The sequence below is a fragment of the Massilia endophytica genome (assembly GCF_021165955.1).
GTDB lineage: Bacteria > Pseudomonadota > Gammaproteobacteria > Burkholderiales > Burkholderiaceae_D > Rugamonas > Rugamonas endophytica.
Genome location: NZ_CP088952.1, coordinates 4,407,307 through 4,428,412 on the forward strand (window position 1 = coordinate 4,407,307; position 21,106 = coordinate 4,428,412).

The window sequence follows — 21,106 nt, forward strand, 5'->3', positions numbered from 1 at the left end:
TCAACGGACATGAGCATGAGCGACACTCCCTATTTCAAGCATCACGTGTTCTTTTGCATGAACCACCGTGATGACGGCCGCGAGAGCTGCGGCCCGCGCGGCGCCGAGCAGGCACAGAAGCACGCCAAGAAGCGCTGCAAGCAACTGGACCTGAACGGCGCGGGCAAGGTGCGCATCAACCAGGCTGGCTGCCTGGACCGCTGCGAGCACGGCCCCGTCATGGTGGTCTACCCCGAGGGCGTCTGGTACACCTATGTGGACACCAGCGATATCGACGAAATCATTGACCAGCACCTCGTGAACGGACAGCCGGTGGAAAGGCTGAAGATCAAGGAATGATGAACAAGAATACCAAGCACTTTACGATGCAGGGCAACGCAGGCCTGATGGAAGGCCTGCTGGACAAGCCGACCGAGGGCGCGCCGCGCGGCATCGCCCTCGTGGCCCACCCTCACCCGCTGTACGGCGGCACCATGGAAAACAAGGTCACCCAGACCCTGGCGCGCGCCTTCGTGTCGCTGGGCTATGTGGTGGCGCGCATCAACTTCCGCGGCGTGGGCCAGTCGGAAGGCGTGCATGACCGCGGCCACGGCGAAACGGACGATATGGAACTGCTGTACCGACACATGACGGAGCAGTATCCCGGCCTGCCGGTGGCGCTCTCGGGCTTTTCCTTCGGCACTTATGTGCAGTCCCAGCTGCAGAAGCGCCTCACGGCGGCGGGCACCCCTGCCGAGCGCCTGGTGCTGGTGGGCAGCGCGGCGGGCAAGTGGGAAATGGCCGACGTTCCCGCCAATACGATCCTGATCCACGGCGAAAATGACGACACGATTCCCCTGCAGGCCGTGTTCGACTGGGCCCGTCCGCAGGATATCCCCGTGCTCGTGATTCCCGGCGCCGACCACTTTTTCCACCGCAAGCTCGGCCATATCAAGAGCTGGGTGATTGCGCTGTGGCAGGGCGGTTCGCAACAAAAGGACGACGCCGACGCGGAATAAGTGCCTATAATGTCCGGGCCGCCGGGCACACGCGCCCGGCGGCTGCTTCCTTCACTATCCAATCCAGACCCAATGAAAAAGCTGCTTGCTGCACTGGTTTCCAGTGTGCTGATTCTTTCCACCGCTTTCGCACAAACCATTCCCGCCCCCACGATCGCCGCCCGCTCCTGGCTGCTGCTGGACGCCACCAGCAATCAGGTGATCGCGTCGCAGGACCCGAACATGCGGGTCGAGCCTGCCTCGCTGACCAAGATCATGACGGCCTACGTGACCTTCACCGCCCTGCGCGACAAGAAGCTGACCCTGGACCAGAAGGTCAACGTGTCGGTGCGCGCCTGGAAGGTGGACGCGAGCAGCTCCAAGATGTTCATCGACCCCGCCGTGCCGGTGTCGATCAGCGACCTGCTGTATGGCCTGATGGTGCAGTCCGGTAACGACGCGGCCGTGGCCCTGGCCGAGGCGGTTGCGGGCGACGAGGCGACCTTCGTGACCCTGATGAACCGGGAAGCCCAGCGCATGGGCATGGCGAACACGCACTTCGCCAATCCGCACGGCCTGCCCAGCCCGGAGAACTACACCACGGCCACCGACCTGGCGACCCTGGCGCGCAACGTGATCAAGGACTTCCCGGAGTTCTACAAGATCGACTCGGTGAAGAGCTTCACCTACAACAAGATCACCCAGCAGAACCGCAACCGCCTGCTGTGGCTGGACCCGACGGTGGACGGCATGAAGACGGGCCACACCGAGGCGGCCGGCTACTGCATGGTGGCGTCCGCCCGCCGCCCGAACGGCAATGGCGAGCGCCGCCTGATCTCGGTGGTGATGGGCACGACGTCCGACGCGGTGCGCACCGCCGAGAGCCAGAAGCTGCTGAACTGGGGCTTCCAGAACTTCGATACCGTGAAGCTTTACACCAAGGGCCAGGCCATCGACACGCCGCAGGTGTGGAAGGGCTCGAAGAACAACCTGAAGATCGGCTTCCGCCAGGATGTGCTGGTGACCGTGCCGAAGGGCGTGGCCGCGAAAATGAAGCCCGTGCTGGAACGCAAGGACCCGCTGGTGGCGCCGATTGCCGAGGGCAGCAACGTCGGCAGGCTGAAGATGATGGTGGACGGCAAGCCGCTGCTGGAGCTGCCGGTGGTGGCCCTGGAGCCGGTGGACCAGGCATCCATCTTCGGCCGGGCATGGGATTCGATCAGGCTCTGGCTGCAGTGATCCATTACAGAGGGGACAGACCTGAACAGGGTCTGTCCCCGGTACCGTAGTCCGCCACCGAACATAGTCCGCTGACCGTGTTCGGTGGCGGACCAGGTTTTCGGGGTCAGACCCCGTCCGGGGTCTGACCCCTCTGCCAACAAAAACAAAAGCCCGCTTGTGAACTGACCCCAAAGAGTTGGACAGTTTAGTTAGGCAGCCAAGGGCTGAGTCCGGAATTGTACCGGGCTCAGCCCTTTTAGTTTGAGCTTGATGCGGTCATGGTTGTAGTAATGGATGTAGCGCTTCAGCCCAGCCCTGAGTTCCTCGACGCTGTTGAACTTATTGAGGTAGAAGAACTCGGTCTTCAACACCGCGAAAAAGCTCTCCATCGCCGCGTTATCGAGGCAGTTTCCCTTCCGCGACATGCTTTGCACCAGCTCGCGTTGGTGGAGCTGACGCTGGTAGGCGGGCATACGATATTGCCACCCCTGGTCGGAATGAAGCATCGGTTTGTCGTTGGGGCCGAGTTTCGCCAGTGCCTGCTTCAGCATTGAGCTGACCAATTCGAACTTGGGACGCTCGGCGGTTTCGAAGGCGACGATTTCGCCGTTGTAGAGATCGAGCACAGGCGAAAGATACAGCTTCCTGCCGGCCACATTGAACTCGGTCACATCGGTAACCCACTTCTGGTTGGCGGCATCGGCCTGGAACTGGCGGTTCAGCTCGTTCGATGCAGCACGCCCCACCTCGCCCCTGAATGATCGGTATTTCTTGGGTCGAACCAGCGATTTCAGTCCCAGCGTTCCCATCAAGCGCTGTACTTTTTTATGGTTGACCAGCAGACCCAGCTGACGCACCGCGGCAGTGACGCGGCGATAGCCATAACGTCCCTGGTGACGATTAAATATCGTCTTGATCTGCTCTTTAACCTGCGCGTGCTTGTCGCCGCCTTGAAGCACTTTCTGCTGGTAGTAGAAGGTGCTGCGCGGCAGCTTTGCCAGCTTCAACAATCCGGCAATTGGATACTGCTGCCTTAGTTCCTGCACTACTTGCGCTTTTTGGCGGGAGTCGCCTTCTGCTGTGCTTGAACCAAGGCTCGCAACTTTTTTAGATATGCCACCTCCATGCGGAGATGGTTTACCTCCGCCAGCAGCTCCTCGCGGGTGCGCGTGTCATCGTTGGGGGAATCTTCTGTTTTTTCCGTTGCGGTTGCCATCTTGCTCGGTTTTCCTCGTTGGCCGGGCTGCAGGGCATCCAGCCCGCCATTTTCGTAACTACGCCCCCAAGCAGCCAGAATGCCAGGATTGCGGATATTGAACTGAGCGGCCGTCTGACCGTATGAAAGTTCATTTTCCCACATGTGCCGCAAGACTGAGAGCTTGAACTCGGCACTGTAGTGGCTGAACTTCTTCTTGAGTCCTCCGACACCATGGGCCCGGAACGACTCCACCCAGCGTCGCACCATCCCATATGCGACCCTATGCTCTTGCGCGATCGTCCTGTAACCGGCCCCGCCGCGCAGGTACTGCTGAACTACCGCTAGCTTGAACTTCTCATCGTACTTCGTCATGAAAAAACCCCAAAAGTTGGTGTCCAACTCTTGGGGTTCAGTTCACGAGGGCGCCGTTTTCGTTGGGGCGGAAGCTGTTACGCTTCGCCGTTGTCCTGCGAGGAGGTTTCGATCGCTTCGACATCCGCACCGCTCATGGCTGCGCGCTCGGCTTGCAGCAGGGCGTTGCGCTCTTCGGCTTCCCACACTTCCTTCTCGCGGCGGGCGCGGTGGAAGGCCAGGCCGGTACCGCCAGGGATCAGGCGGCCGACGATGACGTTTTCCTTCAGGCCGCGCAGACCGTCGCGCTTGCCCATAATCGCCGCTTCCGTCAGCACGCGGGTCGTTTCCTGGAACGAGGCCGCGGAGATGAAGGAGTCGGTCGACAGCGAGGCCTTGGTGATGCCCAGCAGGACGTTCTCGTAGGTCGCTGGCAGCTTGCCCAGCGCGACAACCTTGTCGTTCTCTTCCAGCAGCTCGGAACGCTCCACCTGCTCGCCGACGATGTAGTCGGTGTCGCCGGCATTGGTGATCTGAACACGGCGCAGCATCTGGCGAACGATCACCTCGATGTGCTTGTCGTTGATCTTCACACCCTGCAGACGGTACACGTCCTGCACTTCGTCCACGATGTAGCGGGCCAGCGCTTCGATGCCCAGCAGGCGCAGGATGTCCTGAGGATCGGCCGGGCCGTCCACGATCATCTCGCCCTTGTTCACCACCTGGCCATCGTGCACCAGCACCTGCTTGTCCTTCGTGATCAGGAACTCGTGCTTGTTGCCGTCCATGTCGGTGATTTCCAGGCGCTGCTTGCCCTTGGTCTCCTTGCCGAAGGCCACCGTACCGGTGACTTCCGCCAGCATGCCCGCGTCTTTCGGCGAACGTGCTTCGAACAGTTCGGCCACGCGCGGCAGACCGCCGGTAATGTCGCGGGTCTTCTGCGATTCGGTCGGGATACGCGCCAGAACCTCACCCACGGACACTTGCTGGCCGTCCTTCACCATGATCAGCGCGCCCACCTGGAAGCCAATGGCCACAGCGTGTTCGGTGCCGGCGATCTTCACTTCCTGGCCGTCGTCGTTCAGCAGTTTCACCTGCGGGCGCATGGTCTTGGTCAGCGAGCCGCGGCGTTTCGCGTCGATCACCACGAGGGTCGACAGGCCGGTCACTTCGTCCACCTGGCGGGCAACGGTCACGCCTTCTTCGACGTTCTCGAAACGCACCGTACCGGCGTACTCGGTGATGATCGGACGGGTCAGCGGGTCCCAGGTCGCCAGCGGCGCGCCTGCTTTCACTGCCATGCCGTCCTTCACGATCAGGGTCGCGCCGTAAGGCACCTTGTGGCGCTCGCGCTCGCGGCCGTGGTCGTCCGTGATCAGCACTTCGCCGGAACGGGAAATGACGATCTGGGCGCCCTTGCCGTTGGTGACGTAGCGCATGGTCGCGGTGAAGCGGATGGTGCCGTTCGACTTGGCTTCCACCGACGATGCCACCGCAGCGCGCGATGCCGCACCACCGATGTGGAAGGTACGCATGGTCAGCTGGGTACCCGGCTCGCCGATGGACTGCGCCGCCACCACGCCCACTGCTTCGCCGGCGTTGACCAGCAGGCCGCGGCCCAGGTCGCGGCCGTAGCACTTGGCGCACAGGCCGTAGCGGGTGTCGCAGGTCAGCGGGGTGCGGACCTTGACTTCGTCCACGCCCATGCGCTCGATCTCTTCCACCATGTCCTCGTCCAGCAGCGTGCCGGCTTCGTACACGGTTTCCTGGGTTTCAGGATTGACCACGTCCTGGCCAGCCACGCGGCCGAGGATACGGTCGCGCAGGGCTTCGATCACTTCACCGCCTTCGACCATCGCCTTCATCAGCGTGCCGTTGGAGGTGCCGCAATCGTCCTCGATCACCACCAGGTCCTGGGTCACGTCCACCAGGCGGCGGGTCAGGTAACCGGAGTTCGCGGTCTTCAGCGCGGTGTCGGCCAGACCCTTACGGGCGCCGTGCGTCGAGATGAAGTACTGCAGAACGTTCAGGCCTTCGCGGAAGTTCGCGGTAATCGGCGTTTCAATGATGGAGCCGTCCGGCTTGGCCATCAGGCCTCGCATACCGGCCAGCTGGCGGATCTGGGCCGCGGAACCGCGGGCGCCCGAGTCGGCCATCATGTAAATCGCGTTGAAGGATTCCTGGGTGGTCTTGCTGCCGTCGCGCTTGACGACGTCTTCCACCTTCAGCTGGTCCATCATGGCCTTGCCGACTTCGTCGGAGGTCTTGCCCCAGATGTCCACCACCTTGTTGTAACGCTCGCCCGCCGTCACCAGACCGGAAGCGTACTGCTGCTCGATCTGCTTGACTTCGGATTCGGCGGTCGCGATCAGGGTCTTCTTCTCGGCCGGCACCAGCATGTCGTCCACGCAGATGGAGATACCGGCGCGGGTCGCCAGGCGGAAGCCGGACTGCATCAGCTGGTCGGCGAACACCACGGTGGCGCGCAGGCCGCACTTGCGGAAGGAGGTGTTGATCAGGCGCGAGATCTCTTTCTTCTTCAGCGGACGGTTCAGCACGCTGAACGGCAGGCCTTTCGGCAGGATCTCGGACAGGATCGCGCGGCCGACGGTGGTTTCATAGCGCGTGACGGTGCGCACGAACTCGCCGGTGGCCGGGTCCTTCGGATTCTCGACGATACGCACGGTGATGCGGGTCGCCAGTTCCACTTCCTTGTTGTCGTAGGCGCGGATGACTTCGGACACGTCCGGGAACATCATGCCTTCGCCCTTGGCGTTGATCGCCTCGCGGGTCGCGTAGTACAGGCCCAGCACGATATCCTGGGACGGCACGATCGACGGTTCGCCGTTGGACGGGAACAGGATGTTGTTCGAAGCCAGCATCAGGGTGCGCGCTTCCATCTGCGCTTCGATCGACAGCGGCACGTGAACGGCCATCTGGTCGCCGTCGAAGTCGGCGTTGAAGGCCGCGCAGACCAGCGGGTGCAGCTGGATGGCCTTGCCTTCGATCAGCACAGGCTCGAAGGCCTGGATGCCCAGACGGTGCAGGGTCGGTGCACGGTTCAGCATGATCGGGTGTTCGCGGATCACGTCTTCCAGGATGTCCCAGACCACCGGCTCCTGCATTTCCACCAGCTTCTTGGCGGCCTTGATGGTGGTCGCGAGACCCATCAGTTCCAGCTTGTTGAAGATGAAGGGCTTGAACAGTTCCAGGGCCATCAGCTTCGGCAGGCCGCACTGGTGCAGCTTGAGCTGCGGGCCCACCACGATGACCGAACGGCCCGAGTAGTCCACGCGCTTGCCCAGCAGGTTCTGGCGGAAGCGGCCGCCCTTGCCCTTGATCATTTCAGCCAGGGACTTCAGCGGACGCTTGTTGGCGCCCGTCATGGCCTTGCCGCGGCGGCCGTTGTCCAGCAGCGAGTCCACCGCTTCCTGCAGCATGCGCTTTTCGTTGCGCGTGATGATCTCCGGAGCACGCAGCTCCATCAGGCGCTTCAGGCGGTTGTTACGGTTGATGACGCGGCGGTACAGGTCGTTCAGGTCGGAGGTCGCGAAGCGGCCGCCATCCAGCGGGACCAGGGGGCGCAGTTCCGGCGGCAGCACCGGCAGCACTTCCATGATCATCCACTCGGGCTTGATGCCGGAACGCTGGAACGCTTCCAGCACTTTCAGGCGCTTGGCGTACTTCTTGATCTTCGCTTCGGACTTCGATTCCTTCAGTTCCACGCGCAGGGTCTCGGCATCGCGGTGGATGTCGATGGAGCGCAGCAGTTCGCGGATGCCTTCAGCGCCCATGTAGGCGGTGAAGTCGTCGCCGTACTCTTCGTACTTGGCGGCGTAGTCGTCTTCCGACATGATCTGGCACTTCTTCAGCGGGGTCATGCCGGGATCGGTCACCACGTAGGCTTCGAAGTACAGCACGCGCTCGATATCGCGCAGGGTCATGTCCAGCACCATGCCCAGGCGGGACGGCAGGGACTTCAGGAACCAGATGTGGGCGGTCGGCGAGGCCAGCTCGATGTGGCCCATGCGCTCGCGGCGCACCTTGGCCAGCGTGACTTCAACGCCGCACTTCTCGCAGATCACGCCGCGGTGCTTCAGGCGCTTGTATTTGCCGCACAGGCATTCGTAGTCCTTGATCGGGCCAAAGATCTTGGCGCAGAACAGGCCATCCCGTTCCGGCTTGAAGGTACGGTAGTTGATGGTTTCCGGCTTCTTGACTTCGCCGTACGACCAGGAACGGATTTTCTCGGGCGAAGCGAGACCGATCTTGATCGCGTCAAAGGTCTCGTTCGTCTGTACTTGCTTGAATAGATCGAGCAGGGCTTTCATGTATCACTCCAGGTAGTGATGAATTCTTCAAATTGCCCCGGCGCCTTGCGCCGGGGCCGCGCGGTGTCTTAGTTGCGTTCCAGGTCGATATCGATACCCAGGGAACGGATCTCTTTCACCAGCACGTTGAACGATTCCGGCATGCCGGCATCGATCACGTGATCGCCCTTGACGAGGTTCTCGTACACCTTGGTACGGCCGTTCACGTCGTCGGACTTCACGGTCAGCATTTCCTGCAGCACGTAGGATGCGCCGTAGGCTTCCAGTGCCCACACCTCCATCTCGCCGAAGCGCTGGCCGCCGAACTGGGCTTTACCGCCCAGAGGCTGCTGCGTCACCAGCGAGTAAGGACCGGTGGAGCGCGCGTGCATCTTGTCGTCGACCAGGTGGTGCAGCTTCAGCATGTGCATCACGCCCACGGTGACCTTGCGCTCGAAGGCTTCGCCGGTGCGGCCGTCGTACATGGTGACCTGGTTCTTCGAATCGGTCATGCCCAGCTTGCTCGCGATCTCGTCCGGATACGCCAGGTCCAGCATGCGGCGGATTTCGGATTCGTGCGCACCGTCGAACACCGGGGTCGCGAACGGCACACCCTTCTTCAGGTTCTGCGCCAGGTTCATGATCTCTTCGTCGCTGAAGTTGGCGATGTCCTCTTTCGCACCGGTCTCGTTGTACACGGTGGTCAGGAACTTGCGCATCTCCGCAACCTTGATCTCCTGCTGCAGCATTTCGCCGATGCGCAGGCCCAGGCCCTTCGCTGCCCAGCCCAGGTGGGTTTCCAGAATCTGGCCCACGTTCATACGGGACGGAACACCCAGCGGGTTCAGCACCACGTCCGCGGGCGTGCCGTCGGCCATGTATGGCATGTCTTCTACCGGCACGATGCGCGAGACCACACCCTTGTTACCGTGGCGGCCTGCCATCTTGTCGCCGGACTGCAGGCGGCGCTTCACGGCCAGGTAGACCTTGACCATCTTCTGCACGCCAGGCTGCAGCTCGTCGCCTTGCGTCAGCTTCTTGCGCTTCTCTTCGAAGGCCAGGTCGAACTGGTGGCGCTTCTCGGCGATGGATTCCTTGATGGCTTCCAGGGCGGTGGCAGCGTCTTCGTCCGCAGGGCGGATGTCGAACCAGTGGAACTTGTCCAGATCGGCCAGGTATTCCTTGGTGATCTTGGCGCCCTTGGCCAGCTTCTTCGGACCGCCGTTCACGACTTTACCGATCAGCATTTTTTCCAGACGCTGGAAGGCGTCGCCTTCCACAATACGCATCTGGTCGTTCAGGTCCAGGCGGTAGCGCTTCAGCTCGTCGTCGATGATCTGCTGGGCGCGCTTGTCGCGCGGGATGCCTTCGCGGGTGAACACCTGCACGTCGATCACGGTGCCGACCATGCCCGAAGGCACGCGCAGCGAGGTGTCTTTCACGTCCGATGCCTTTTCGCCGAAGATGGCGCGCAGCAGCTTCTCTTCCGGGGTCAGCTGGGTTTCGCCCTTCGGCGTCACCTTGCCGACCAGGGTGTCGCCGGCCTGCACTTCGGCGCCGATGTACACGATGCCCGATTCATCCAGGCGCGCCAGCTGGTTTTCGGCCAGGTTCGAGATGTCGCGGGTGATTTCTTCCGCGCCCAGCTTCGTGTCGCGGGCCACCACGGACAGTTCTTCGATGTGGATCGAGGTGTAACGGTCGTCTTTCACGACGTTTTCCGAGATCAGGATCGAGTCCTCGAAGTTCAGGCCGTTCCATGGCATGAAGGCCACGGTCATGTTCTGGCCCAGCGCCAGTTCGCCCAGGTCGGTCGATGCGCCGTCGGCGATCACGTCGCCCTTGGCCACGCGGTCGCCCACTTTCACGATCGGACGCTGGTTGATGTTGGTGTTCTGGTTGGAACGGGTGTACTTGATCAGGTTGTAGATGTCCACGCCGACTTCGCCAGCCTGCGCTTCTTCGTCGTTCACGCGGATCACCACGCGGCCTGCATCGATGTAGTCCACCACGCCGCCGCGCAGGGCCTGCACGGTGGTGCCGGAGTCGACCGCCACGGTGCGCTCGATGCCGGTGCCGACCAGCGCCTTTTCAGGACGCAGGCAGGGCACGGCCTGGCGCTGCATGTTGGCGCCCATCAGTGCACGGTTCGCGTCGTCGTGCTCCAGGAACGGAATCAGCGACGCTGCCACGGACACGATCTGGCCCGGGGCCACGTCCATGTACTGGATGCGCTCGGGCGACACGAGGATGGTCTCGCCCGCTTCACGCGCGGACACCAGTTCGTCGATCAGCTGGCCCTTGTCATTGATCTTGGCGTTTGCCTGGGCAATGATGTAGCGGCCTTCCTCGATGGCGGACAGGTAGTCGATCTTGTCGGTGACGACGCTGTTCTCCACCTTGCGGTAAGGCGTTTCCAGGAAGCCGTACTCGTTCAGGCGGGCATACAGTGCCAGCGAGTTGATCAGGCCGATGTTCGGGCCTTCAGGCGTTTCGATCGGGCACACGCGGCCGTAGTGGGTCGGGTGCACGTCGCGCACCTCGAAGCCGGCGCGTTCGCGCGTCAGGCCGCCCGGGCCCAGTGCGGAAACACGGCGCTTGTGGGTGATCTCGGACAGCGGGTTGGTCTGGTCCATGAACTGCGACAGCTGGGACGAACCGAAGAACTCGCGGATGGCGGCCGAAATCGGCTTGGAGTTGATCAGGTCGTGCGGCATCAGGTTGTCGGCTTCGGCCTGGCCCAGGCGTTCCTTCACGGCGCGCTCCACGCGCACCAGGCCGGCGCGGAACTGGTTCTCCGCCAGTTCGCCCACGCAGCGCACGCGGCGGTTGCCCAGGTGGTCGATGTCGTCCACTTCGCCGCGGCCATTGCGCAGCTCGACGAGGATCTTGATCACGGCCAGGATGTCGTCGTTGGACAGGGTCATGTCGCCGGTCAGCTCGTCGCGGCCCACGCGGCGGTTGAACTTCATGCGGCCCACGGCAGACAGGTCGTAGCGGTCGGCGCTGTAGAACAGGCCGTTGAACAGGGCTTCCACCGACTCTTCGGTAGGCGGTTCGCCAGGACGCATCATGCGGTAGATGGCCACGCGCGCGGCCGTCTGGTCGGCGGTGTCGTCGATGCGCAGGGTCTGCGAGATGTAGGCGCCCTGGTCCAGGTCGTTCGTGTACAGGGTCTGGATGGTGCCGATGTTCGCTTCGCGCAGCTTGCCCAGGGTTTCCTCGGTCAGCTCGTCGTTGGCGTTGGCCACCACTTCGCCCGTTTCCGGATCGACGATGTTCTTGGCCAGCACGCGGCCCAGCAGGTAGTCTTCCGGCACGGAGATGTGCTTGACGCCGGCGCCTTCGATTTCGCGCACGTGCTTGGCGTTGATGCGCTTGTCCTTGGCGACGATGACCTTGCCGTCCTTCGGATTGACGATGTCGAAGCGCGCCACCTCACCGCGCAGGCGTTCGGCCACGAACTCGAGTTCGCCGCCTTCCGAGCGCAGGTTGAAGTTGTCGAAGACGAAGAAGTTCGCCAGGATCTGCTCCGGCGTCATGCCGATGGCCTTCAGCAGGATCGACACCGGCATCTTGCGGCGGCGGTCGACGCGGAAGTACAGGATGTCCTTCGGGTCGAACTCGAAGTCCAGCCAGGAGCCGCGGTAGGGGATGATGCGGGCCGAGAACAGCAGCTTGCCGGACGAGTGCGTCTTGCCGCGGTCGTGCTCGAAGAACACGCCCGGCGAACGGTGCAGCTGCGACACAATGACACGCTCGGTGCCGTTGATCACGAAGGAACCGGTGGTGGTCATCAGGGGCAGTTCGCCCATGTAGACTTCCTGCTCCTTCATTTCCTTCACGACCGGCTTGGTCGGGGATTCCTTGTCCAGGATCACCAGGCGCACTTTGGCGCGCAGCGGGGACGCGAAGGTCAGGCCACGCAGCTGGCACTCTTTCACATCGAAGGCAGGGTCGCCCAGCACGTAGGAGAGGAACTCCAGGCGTGCGAAACCGTTGTGCGAAACGATAGGGAAGATACTGGTGAAGGCCGATTGCAGGCCTTCGTTCTTGCGGGCAGACACCGGAGTGTGTTCCTGCAAGAAGTTTTCGTAAGACTCGAGCTGGGTCGCCAGCAGGAACGGAACGTTGTGGACGTTGGCGCGCTTCGCGAAGGATTTGCGAATGCGTTTCTTCTCAGTAAATGAGTAGTGCATGGACACTCCGTGAGTGACAGGAAAGGATAAAAGCTTCAGATTTCCGCTGTATCCGCTATAGTTCTCTACAGCGGAAATCTCAAGACTCTAGCTTTCAGGCCGGGTACAGCAAACAAATACAGCAGGGACGACAAAGGAGCCAAAGCCGGACCTCCTCCCTTCCGGAAGGAGATCCGCGACTTTGGCTCGGGCGCAAAAGACTACCAGCGCCGGTATTTCAATTACTTCAGGTCGGCCTTGGCGCCAGCTTCTTCCAGCTTCTTCTTGCCGGCTTCAGCGTCAGCTTTCGACAGGGCTTCCTTCACGGTCTTCGGTGCGCCGTCCACCAGGTCCTTGGCTTCTTTCAGGCCCAGACCGGTGATTTCACGCACTGCCTTGATGACGCCCACTTTGTTGGCGCCGACTTCGGACAGGACCAGGTTGAATTCGGTCTGCTCTTCAGCAGCAGCCGCGCCGCCGCCGGCAGCACCGCCAGCAGCCGGAGCTGCCATTGCAGCTGCGGACACGCCGAACTTCTCTTCGAAGGCCTTCACCAGTTCGTTCAGGTCCATCACGGACATTTCGCTCACTGCGTTCAGGATATCGTCTTTGCTAATTGCCATTTGAAACTCCTAATAGATTTATGTGCTACAGAATTGATTACTTGAGAAAAAAGACCAGGGCTTAAGCTGCAGCGCCTTCGGATTCTTTTTTCGCTGCCAGAGCAGCCAGACCACGTGCAAAGCCCGACACCGGAGCCAGCATAACGCCCAACAGCTGCGAGATGAGGACTTCACGGCTTGGAATGCTCGCCAGTGCAGTCACGCCAGCCACGTCGAGCTGCTTGCCTGCATAGTTACCTGCTTTCACGACCAGCTTGTCGTTGGTTTTCGCGAAGTCGGCGAGGACTTTCGCGGCAGCCACGGCGTCGTCCGAGATCGAGTAGATCAGCGGACCGGTCATTGCGTCGGACAGGTTGGCGAATTGCGTACCTTCCACAGAGCGGCGGGCCAGCGTGTTCTTCAGAACACGCAGGTACACGCCCTGGGCACGCGCCTTAGCACGAAGTTGCGTCAAGTGAGCAACCTGGATGCCACGGTACTCGGCCACGACGATCGTTTGCGCAGTTGCTACTTTTGCGGAAACTTCGGCGACGACGGCCTTTTTGTCATTCAGATTGAGACCCACGGTCAACCTCCTTAAATGATGCTTGGCAAATGCCGCACATCGGTTCGAACAACGGCGTCCGAGGTTTAGGAGTCCAATGGACTACGAAACTTGTTCGGGTACACCATCTGCGCTGGGAGCTTTCACTATTAACCCGGTGCCTGCCTGCTGCACTGAGCCCAGCGGTCTTTGATTGCCTGGCAGGGTTGCCCCTGCCAGCCCAAAGATGCGCCCGGCTAATGTTCCGCCGGGACTTGATTCTTTACTTAGGCAGCCAGGGTTGCCTGATCCACGCGCACGCCCGCGCCCATGGTCGAGGAGATCGACACTTTGCGCAGGTACACGCCTTTGGACGAAGCAGGCTTGGCCTTGTTCAGGGCGTCGATCAGGGCGACCAGGTTGGTCTTCAGATCGGCGTCGCTGAAAGACTTGCGGCCGATGGTGGCGTGGATGATACCGGCCTTGTCGGTACGGTACTGCACCTGGCCGGCCTTGGCGTTCTTCACGGCGCCAGCCACGTCAGGGGTCACGGTGCCAACCTTCGGGTTCGGCATCAGGCCGCGCGGGCCCAGGATCTGGCCCAGGGTACCGACGATACGCATGGTGTCGGGCGAGGCGATCACGATGTCGAACGGCATGTCGCCGGCCTTCACGCGTTCTGCCAGGTCTTCCATGCCGACCACGTCGGCGCCCGCTGCCTTGGCAGCTTCAGCCTTGTCGCCGGTGGCGAACACGGCCACGCGGACGGTCTTGCCGGTGCCTGCTGGCAGCACGACGGAGCCGCGCACCACCTGGTCGGACTTCTTCGGGTCCACGCCCAGCTGGACGGACACGTCGATCGACTCGTTGAACTTGGCGGTGGCCAGTTCCTTGATCAGGGCGACAGCGTTGTCGAAGGCGTACACTTTGGTACGGTCTACTTTAGCCTTGATGGCTTGAGCGCGTTTGGACAGTTTTGCCATGATTAGATGCCCTCAACGGTGATGCCCATGGAACGAGCGGAACCGGCGATGGTACGCACGGCGGCGTCCAGGTCAGCCGCGGTCAGGTCCGGGGTCTTCAGTTTCGCGATTTCTTCCGCTTGTGCGCGGGTCAGCTTGCCAACCTTGTCGGTATGTGGCTTCGGCGAACCTTTTTGCACGCCGGAGTGCTTCTTGATCAGGTAGGTGGCCGGCGGGGTCTTCATCTGGAAGGTGAAGGACTTGTCCGCGAAGGCGGTGATCACCACGGGGATCGGCATGCCGGGTTCCATGCCCTGGGTCTGCGCGTTGAACGCCTTGCAGAATTCCATGATGTTCAGGCCGCGCTGACCGAGCGCAGGGCCGATCGGTGGGGAGGGGTTTGCCTTACCAGCTGGCACTTGCAGCTTGATAAAGCCAATGATTTTCTTTGCCATGATGGCGTTTCCTATCGTTGGATTGAGTAGTAGCGCCCCGCAGTGCGGGGCTCCTCTTGCGGATTAGGCGCTCCGTTCGGCGCTTGCTGCTTAAACTTTTTCGACCTGGCCGAATTCGAGCTCGACGGGGGTGGCGCGGCCGAAGATGGTGACGGAGACGCGGACCTTGGATTTCTCGTAGTTCACTTCTTCCACGTTGCCGTTGAAGTCGGTGAACGGACCGTCCTTGATGCGCACCTGCTCGCCCACTTCGTACAGCACCTTGGGACGCGGCTTCTCCACGCCTTCCTGCATCTGGTGCATGATCTTCTCGATCTCGCGCGCAGGGATGGGGGTGGGCTTGTTCGACTTGCCGCCGATAAAACCGGTGACCTTGCTGGTGTTCTTCACCAGGTGCCAGGTATCGTCGGTCATTTCCATCTCCACCAGCACGTAGCCGGGGAAGAAGCGGCGTTCGGTGACGGACTTCTGGCCGTTCTTGACCTCGACGACTTCCTCGGTCGGCACCAGGATCTGGCCGAACTTGTCCTGCATGCCGGCGCGCTCGACGCGCTCGGTCAGGGCACGCTGCACGCTTTTCTCCATGCCGGAATAAGCATGCACAACGTACCAGCGCTTGTTGTTCACTGGAACGCTGAGCGGCTGTGCCGGGTCTTGGCCCGGCACGTCGTCTTGCACATTTTCGCTCATTATTTTTTCCAACCCAGGATCACGTCGTACAACAGGAATTCCAGCAACTTATCCGTGCCCCACAGGAACACCGCCATCACCACCACGAAGGCGAACACGATCAGCGTGATCTGGGTGGCTTCCTTGCGGGTCGGCCACACCACTTTTTTGGTCTCGCGGACGGATTCCTTGGCAAAATTCAGGAAATCGCGGCCAGTGGTGGAGGTGTATGCGATGCCAGCGCCAATAAGCAAACCACCCACCAGCGCGGCGACGCGCATAATGGATGGTTGACCTGCCAGGTAGAAGAACCCGACGACGCCTGCAATCACCGCAACCACTGCCAGCAGCACCTTGAGCTTGTCGCCCGGCGTGCCAACGGTTTGCACGGATTGATTAGACATTTACTTTTTACTTTCGGTGCCCTGCACCAGATTCGGTGGCAGGGGCGGAGGGCATCGAACCCCCAACCTTCGGTTTTGGAGACCGACGCTCTGCCAATTGAGCTACGCCCCTACGTAAAACTTACAGTGGAATCCGTTATTCTAGCACCCAACGCCGTCGGGTGCTAGTCCTTGGCAAGATTCCTTAGGCGATGATCTTGGCAACCACGCCGGCGCCCACGGTACGGCCGCCTTCGCGGATGGCGAAGCGCAGGCCTTCTTCCATGGCGATCGGGTTGATCAGCTTGACGGTGATCGACACGTTATCGCCAGGCATCACCATTTCCTTGTCGGCTGGCAGCTCGATGGAACCGGTCACGTCCGTGGTACGGAAGTAGAACTGAGGACGGTAGTTGTTGAAGAACGGGGTGTGACGGCCGCCCTCATCCTTCGACAGAACATAGATCTCGCCGGTGAAGTGGTTGTGCGGCTTGATCGAGCCCGGCTTGGCCAGAACCTGGCCGCGCTCCACGTCTTCACGCTTGGTGCCGCGCAGCAGCAGACCGACGTTGTCGCCAGCCTGGCCCTGGTCCAGCAGCTTGCGGAACATTTCCACGCCGGTGCAGGTGGTCTTCACGGTTTCCTTGATGCCGACGATTTCGATCTCTTCGCCGACCTTGATGATGCCGCGCTCGACACGGCCGGTCACCACGGTGCCGCGGCCGGAGATCGAGAACACGTCTTCCACTGGCATCAGGAAGGCGCCGTCCACAGCGCGCTCTGGCGTCGGGATGTAGGAGTCCAGGGCTTCAGCCAGGCGCATGATGGCCTGCTCGCCCAGATCGCCGGTGTCGCCGTCCAGGGCCATACGGGCCGAACCCTTGATGATCGGCAGGTCGTCGCCTGGGAACTCGTACTTGGACAGCAGCTCGCGCACTTCCATTTCCACCAGTTCCAGCAGCTCGGCGTCATCCACCAGGTCGCACTTGTTCAGGAACACGATGATGTAAGGCACGCCAACCTGGCGGGCCAGCAGGATGTGTTCGCGGGTCTGCGGCATGGGGCCGTCAGCGGCGGAGCACACCAGGATCGCGCCGTCCATCTGCGCTGCGCCGGTGATCATGTTCTTGATGTAGTCGGCGTGGCCTGGGCAGTCAACGTGGGCGTAGTGGCGGCCGGCGGTTTCGTACTCGACGTGGGCGGTGTTGATGGTGATGCCGCGTGCTTTTTCTTCCGGAGCAGCGTCGATCTGGTCGTAAGCTTTCGCTTCGCCGCCGAACTTCTTCGACAGAACGGTTGCGATTGCAGCGGTCAGGGTGGTCTTGCCATGGTCAACGTGACCGATGGTGCCAACGTTCACGTGCGGCTTAGTCCGCTCGAACTTTTCTTTTGCCATTTTAGACTCCTAACAATTTGATAAGATTGCTGGGCACGCGCCCGACTGTCAGATGAACTTACTGCTGATACTGCGAATTCTGGTGCCCTTGACGTGGATTGAACACGTGGCCTCTCCCTTACCAAGGGAGTGCTCTACCACTGAGCTACAAGGGCATTTGTACTGCGCGCTGCTAACGAAGCTGGAGCGGGTGAAGGGAATCGAACCCTCGTCTTAAGCTTGGAAGGCTTCAGCTCTACCATTGAGCTACACCCGCGAGGTCCGTTTCACTTCTATATCACTCAGTTTCCTAGCAAACTTGGTGGAGGGGACTGGATTCGAACCAGTGTACTCATAAGAGGGCAGATTTACAGTCTGCTGCCTTTAACCACTCGGCCACCCCTCCGCGAGGAACCGCAGAGTATGAAGCACCTACAAAAAACTGTCAAGAGCTCAAGCCCAAAAGTACAGGCTGTGCGTCCGACCGTTCGCTTCGGGGCGGAATTGTAACGGCTGCATCAACAAAAGTGCAAGTGTTGTTTTTAGGTTGCATGAAAACTCCGCTTTGTGCTCGACAATAGCTTTTCGACCACGCATTCTCCTCGCCGGAATCTTCATGACCGAAACGCCCCGCCGGCCATCCGGACTCAGCCCGCTTCTCGCCAACGCCGTCCTCCTGGCCGCCTACCTGGCGACGGGCGAACTGGGCTTGCAGCTGGCCCTGGCTCCCGGCTATGCCACGCCCCTCTTCCTTCCCGCCGGGATCGCCCTGGCTGTCCTGGTCAGCTGGGGTCCGCGGCTGCTGCCGGGGGTGGCCCTGGGCGCCCTGCTGCTGAACCTGGTGCCCCTGGCGCGCGGCCCGCTGGCCCTGCCCGACTTCGCCCACGTGGTGGCGGCCTGCTCGGCCGCCTGCGGCGCCACCCTTCAGGCCTACGTGGCCATGCACGCCTTCAACCGCTGGATACGGCCCGCCATCGGCTCGGGGCGCGACGTGCTGCGCTTTCTGCTGCTGGCGCCCCTGCTCTCGCTCACCAGCAGCACCTTTTCGCTGTGCGGCATCGCCCTCTCGGGCGTGTTGAGCACGACCGAGTTCGCGGCCAACTGGCTGGCCTGGTGGCTGGGCGACTCCATCGGCATGCTGCTGGCCGCGCCCCTGGTATGGGTGCTGATCGGCCAGCCGCGCGAGCTGTGGCGCCGGCGGCGCTGGGTGGTGGGCCTGCCGCTGGCCCTGCTGATGGCCGTCTTCGTCGGCATCTTCCTCCAGGTGGAGAAATGGGAGTCGTCCCAGCAGATGCAGACCTTCAACCTCAAGTCGCAGCAGGCGAGCGACCTGCTGCAGGCCAAGCTCAACGAACACGAGCGTTTCCTCTACGCCATGTCGCGCGCGATCAGCGGGCATGGCGAGCACATGAACGCCAAGGATTTCAGCAATGTCGCCAGCGGCTACCTGGACCGGCGCGACGAGCTGCTGTCGATGAGCTGGCTGCGCCCCGTCGCGCGCGAGGACAGGGCCGCCCTGGAGACTTGGGCGCGGGCCAACGTGCAGACCAACTTCCAGATCAAGCAGATCACGCCGGACCGCCACCTGCTGCCCGCGCCCGAGCGCGAGCGCTACATGACGGCCATCTTCATCGAACCGGCCGACCGCCGCCAGCACTGGGGCCTGGACCTGCTGAGCGAACCGACGCGCGCCGCGATGATCGAGAGCGCCGTGCGCAGCGGCCAGCCCACGGCGAGCGCGCCCCTGCGCCTGCTCAGCAGCAAGCCTGCGCCGGGCGTGCTGGTAGCCCAGTCCGTTGCCGTCGCGCCGGGCGAGCCGCCGCTGGGCGTGCTGCTCATCGCCCTGCAGAACGACAGCTACCTGCTGCAGGTGCTCAAGCAGATCGGCTTCCCGCACATGCTGGCGCGCCTGGTGGACCTGGACGCCCAGCAGGACGCCACCCTGTTCGACCAGCTGGCCGGCCCGCCCGGCGAACACGACTTCAAGCAGGAACTGCGCTTCGGCGGCCGCCGCTACGAGCTCACCCTCGCGCCCACGGAAGCCTACCTGGCCCAGCACCGCGGCTGGCAAAGCTGGACGGTGCTGACCTCGGGCCTGCTGCTCACCGGCCTGCTGGGCGGCCTGCTGCTCATGATCAGCGGCGAGCGCGCCGAAGTGCAGGCCCAGGTGGAAGACGCCACCGCCCGCCTGCAGGAAAGGGAGGCGCGCCTGCAGGCCATTCTCGACAATGCGGCCGACGCCATCCTCACCATAGACGCGGAAGGCCGTCTGGTCGCGGGCAACGCGGCGGCGGGCCGCCTCTTCGGCTACCGCCAGGACCAGATCCCCGGCCTGCCCCTGCAGGACCTGCTCCCCGTGGCGCAGGGCGAAACACCGTCCCAGCTGCTGCGCAGCATCGCCAGCGGCGAGAGCCACGAGCACGAAGCGACCGGCTGGCGCAGCGACGGCGCGCCCTTCCCGCTGGCCGTGTCCGTCAGCGAAGTGGTGCTGCCGCGCGAGAACCTGTTCGTTGCCATCCTGCACGACCTGACCGAGCAGCACCGCGCCCAGGAGCGCATCTACCGCCTGGCCCACCACGACCCGCTGACGGGCCTGGACAACCGCCTCTCCCTCAACCTGCGCCTGGACCAGCTGCTGGCGCAGACGCGCCGCGCCCAGGGCACGGCGGCCGTGATGTTCCTTGACCTGGACCACTTCAAGAAGATCAACGACACGCACGGCCACCAGACGGGCGACCTGCTGCTGGTGGCCGTGGCCAACCGCCTGCGCGAACTGCTGCGCGAGGTGGACACCATCGCCCGCCTGGGCGGCGACGAATTCATCGTCGTCACCAGCGGCACCGTCACGCCGGACGAGACCAGCGCCATCGCGATACGCATCGTCGAAGCCCTGAGCGCGCCCTATCTGCTGCAAGGAAAGACCGTGCACAGCGGCGCCAGCGTGGGCGTGGCGATGTTCCCCATGGACGGCGAGGACGGCAACACCCTGCTGCGCAACGCCGACACCGCCATGTACGCCGCCAAGAGCCGGGGCCGCAACAACTTCCAGTTCTTCTCCGCCGCCATGAACACGGCCACGCACGAACGCCTGATGCTGGAGAACCGCCTGTGGCAGGCGCTGGAGAAGGAGGAATTCGAAATCTACCTGCAGGCCCAGATCGACCTCGACACGCAGACCGTGATCGGCGCCGAAGCCCTGCTGCGCTGGCACCATCCCGAGCTGGGCCTGGTGAGTCCGGACCGCTTCATCCCCATTGCCGAGGAATCGGGCCTGATCCTGCCGCTGGGCGACTGGGTGCTGCAGCACGCGGTGCACCTGCTGGACCGCTGGAGCGGCATGGGCCTGGGCCACCTGCGCCTGGCCGTGAACCTCTCGGCCCGCCAGTGCCACGGCAGCGCCCTGCTGCCCCAGCTCGACCGCCTGGTGGCCGACAGCGGCATCGATCCCTCGCTGCTGGAAATGGAGATCACGGAATCGGCGGCCATGCAGGACCCCGAGCGCAGCCGCGCCCTGTTGAAGGAGTTGCGCACGCGCGGCATCAAGGTCGCCATCGACGACTTCGGCACCGGCTACTCATCGCTGAGCTACCTGAAGCTGTTCGAAATCGACCGCATCAAGATCGACCGCGGCTTCGTGAAGGACATCGAGAGCGACCCGAACGACGCGGTGATCGTCGCCGCCACCATCGGCCTCGCGCATTCGCTGGGCCTGGACGTGATTGCGGAAGGCGTGGAAACGCAGGCCCAGTCCGACTTCCTGCGCAACAAGCACTGCAAGGAAGCGCAAGGTTACCTGTTCGCCCGCCCCGTGCCCGTGCACGAGTTCGAACGCATGGCCCTCAAGGTGCCGCCCTCCGAAGAGGCGGCACTGGCTTGAGGAA

At 62.5% G+C, this 21,106-nt stretch carries 14 protein-coding genes and 4 tRNA genes; 4 read left to right on the forward strand and 14 right to left on the reverse strand.

The window, feature by feature from the left end:
- Positions 1-15 precede the first annotated feature (15 nt).
- From LSQ66_RS20180 to LSQ66_RS20190, 3 genes are all read left to right on the forward strand, one after another.
- On the forward strand, positions 16-339 hold the full coding sequence (locus tag LSQ66_RS20180) for a (2Fe-2S) ferredoxin domain-containing protein (RefSeq protein WP_231766960.1): 324 nt from the start codon (positions 16-18) through the stop codon (positions 337-339).
- Entirely contained in the window at positions 339-998 is a 660-nt protein-coding gene (locus LSQ66_RS20185; RefSeq protein WP_231770166.1) for an alpha/beta hydrolase, read from the forward strand. Before LSQ66_RS20180 ends, LSQ66_RS20185 begins: the two co-directional genes overlap by 1 nt.
- A gap of 72 nt (positions 999-1,070) precedes the next feature.
- Positions 1,071-2,216: a D-alanyl-D-alanine carboxypeptidase family protein gene (locus tag LSQ66_RS20190; RefSeq protein ID WP_231766961.1), complete on the forward strand. Its 1,146-nt coding sequence runs from the start codon at positions 1,071-1,073 to the stop codon at positions 2,214-2,216.
- Between the two features lie 191 nt (positions 2,217-2,407).
- Here the strand turns inward: LSQ66_RS20190 and LSQ66_RS20195 are convergent.
- The 14 genes from LSQ66_RS20195 to LSQ66_RS20260 all read right to left on the reverse strand — a co-directional run bounded on the left by LSQ66_RS20195 (position 2,408) and on the right by LSQ66_RS20260 (position 17,631).
- Positions 2,408-3,768, reverse strand: a protein-coding gene (locus tag LSQ66_RS20195) for an IS3 family transposase (protein WP_231765893.1) whose coding sequence is annotated in 2 segments (ribosomal slippage) — positions 2,408-3,286 and positions 3,289-3,768 — 1,359 coding nt in all. Because the reading frame shifts where the segments join, the coding sequence is not laid out codon by codon here.
- Between the two features lie 77 nt (positions 3,769-3,845).
- Positions 3,846-8,078 carry a DNA-directed RNA polymerase subunit beta' gene (gene rpoC / locus LSQ66_RS20200; RefSeq protein WP_231766962.1) on the reverse strand — a complete coding sequence of 1,411 codons (4,233 nt, stop codon included), beginning with the start codon at positions 8,076-8,078 and terminating at the stop codon, positions 3,846-3,848.
- 68 nt (positions 8,079-8,146) lie between these two features.
- On the reverse strand, positions 8,147-12,256 hold the full coding sequence (rpoB, locus tag LSQ66_RS20205) for a DNA-directed RNA polymerase subunit beta (protein WP_231766963.1): 4,110 nt from the start codon (positions 12,254-12,256) through the stop codon (positions 8,147-8,149).
- A gap of 221 nt (positions 12,257-12,477) precedes the next feature.
- A complete protein-coding gene (gene rplL / locus LSQ66_RS20210; protein ID WP_231766964.1) occupies positions 12,478-12,858 on the reverse strand; it encodes a 50S ribosomal protein L7/L12 in 381 nt (126 codons plus the stop codon).
- Positions 12,859-12,919: 61 nt separating this feature from the next.
- Positions 12,920-13,423 (reverse strand): 50S ribosomal protein L10, encoded by a 504-nt coding sequence (gene rplJ / locus LSQ66_RS20215; RefSeq protein WP_231766965.1) that lies wholly within the window; start codon positions 13,421-13,423, stop codon positions 12,920-12,922.
- A gap of 245 nt (positions 13,424-13,668) precedes the next feature.
- Positions 13,669-14,364: a 50S ribosomal protein L1 gene (gene rplA / locus LSQ66_RS20220; protein ID WP_231766966.1), complete on the reverse strand. Its 696-nt coding sequence runs from the start codon at positions 14,362-14,364 to the stop codon at positions 13,669-13,671.
- A gap of 2 nt (positions 14,365-14,366) precedes the next feature.
- A complete protein-coding gene (gene rplK / locus LSQ66_RS20225) occupies positions 14,367-14,798 on the reverse strand; it encodes a 50S ribosomal protein L11 (RefSeq protein ID WP_231766967.1) in 432 nt (143 codons plus the stop codon).
- 90 nt (positions 14,799-14,888) lie between these two features.
- Positions 14,889-15,488, reverse strand: coding sequence for a transcription termination/antitermination protein NusG (gene nusG / locus LSQ66_RS20230; RefSeq protein ID WP_231766968.1), 600 nt, complete (start codon positions 15,486-15,488; stop codon positions 14,889-14,891).
- Positions 15,488-15,871, reverse strand: a complete 384-nt coding sequence (gene secE / locus LSQ66_RS20235) for a preprotein translocase subunit SecE (protein ID WP_231766969.1) — start codon at positions 15,869-15,871, stop codon at positions 15,488-15,490. Before secE ends, nusG begins: the two co-directional genes overlap by 1 nt.
- Positions 15,872-15,907: 36 nt before the next feature.
- Positions 15,908-15,983: transfer RNA gene (locus LSQ66_RS20240), tRNA-Trp, on the reverse strand.
- 72 nt (positions 15,984-16,055) lie between these two features.
- Complete coding sequence (gene tuf / locus LSQ66_RS20245; protein WP_231766970.1) at positions 16,056-17,246, reverse strand: elongation factor Tu; 1,191 nt, start codon at positions 17,244-17,246, stop codon at positions 16,056-16,058.
- An 80-nt stretch (positions 17,247-17,326) separates the two neighbouring features.
- Positions 17,327-17,401: transfer RNA gene (locus LSQ66_RS20250), tRNA-Thr, on the reverse strand.
- Between the two features lie 27 nt (positions 17,402-17,428).
- Positions 17,429-17,502 (reverse strand) — tRNA-Gly (locus LSQ66_RS20255).
- Between the two features lie 43 nt (positions 17,503-17,545).
- Positions 17,546-17,631: transfer RNA gene (locus LSQ66_RS20260), tRNA-Tyr, on the reverse strand.
- A 210-nt stretch (positions 17,632-17,841) separates the two neighbouring features.
- Here LSQ66_RS20260 and LSQ66_RS20265 point away from each other — a divergent pair.
- On the forward strand, positions 17,842-21,102 hold the full coding sequence (locus LSQ66_RS20265; protein ID WP_231766971.1) for an EAL domain-containing protein: 3,261 nt from the start codon (positions 17,842-17,844) through the stop codon (positions 21,100-21,102).
- Positions 21,103-21,106: the final 4 nt, after the last annotated feature.

Coding starts and splice junctions, on each gene's coding strand:
- LSQ66_RS20180 (WP_231766960.1), top strand. CDS start 16: ATGAGCGACACTCCCTATTTCAAGCATCACGTGTTCTTTTGCATGAAC.
- rpoB (WP_231766963.1), bottom strand. CDS start 12,256: ATGCACTACTCATTTACTGAGAAGAAACGCATTCGCAAATCCTTCGCG.
- secE (WP_231766969.1), bottom strand. CDS start 15,871: ATGTCTAATCAATCCGTGCAAACCGTTGGCACGCCGGGCGACAAGCTC.
- rplA (WP_231766966.1), bottom strand. CDS start 14,364: ATGGCAAAACTGTCCAAACGCGCTCAAGCCATCAAGGCTAAAGTAGAC.
- tuf (WP_231766970.1), bottom strand. CDS start 17,246: ATGGCAAAAGAAAAGTTCGAGCGGACTAAGCCGCACGTGAACGTTGGC.
- nusG (WP_231766968.1), bottom strand. CDS start 15,488: ATGAGCGAAAATGTGCAAGACGACGTGCCGGGCCAAGACCCGGCACAG.
- rpoC (WP_231766962.1), bottom strand. CDS start 8,078: ATGAAAGCCCTGCTCGATCTATTCAAGCAAGTACAGACGAACGAGACC.
- LSQ66_RS20185 (WP_231770166.1), top strand. CDS start 339: ATGAACAAGAATACCAAGCACTTTACGATGCAGGGCAACGCAGGCCTG.
- LSQ66_RS20190 (WP_231766961.1), top strand. CDS start 1,071: ATGAAAAAGCTGCTTGCTGCACTGGTTTCCAGTGTGCTGATTCTTTCC.
- rplK (WP_231766967.1), bottom strand. CDS start 14,798: ATGGCAAAGAAAATCATTGGCTTTATCAAGCTGCAAGTGCCAGCTGGT.
- rplL (WP_231766964.1), bottom strand. CDS start 12,858: ATGGCAATTAGCAAAGACGATATCCTGAACGCAGTGAGCGAAATGTCC.
- LSQ66_RS20265 (WP_231766971.1), top strand. CDS start 17,842: ATGACCGAAACGCCCCGCCGGCCATCCGGACTCAGCCCGCTTCTCGCC.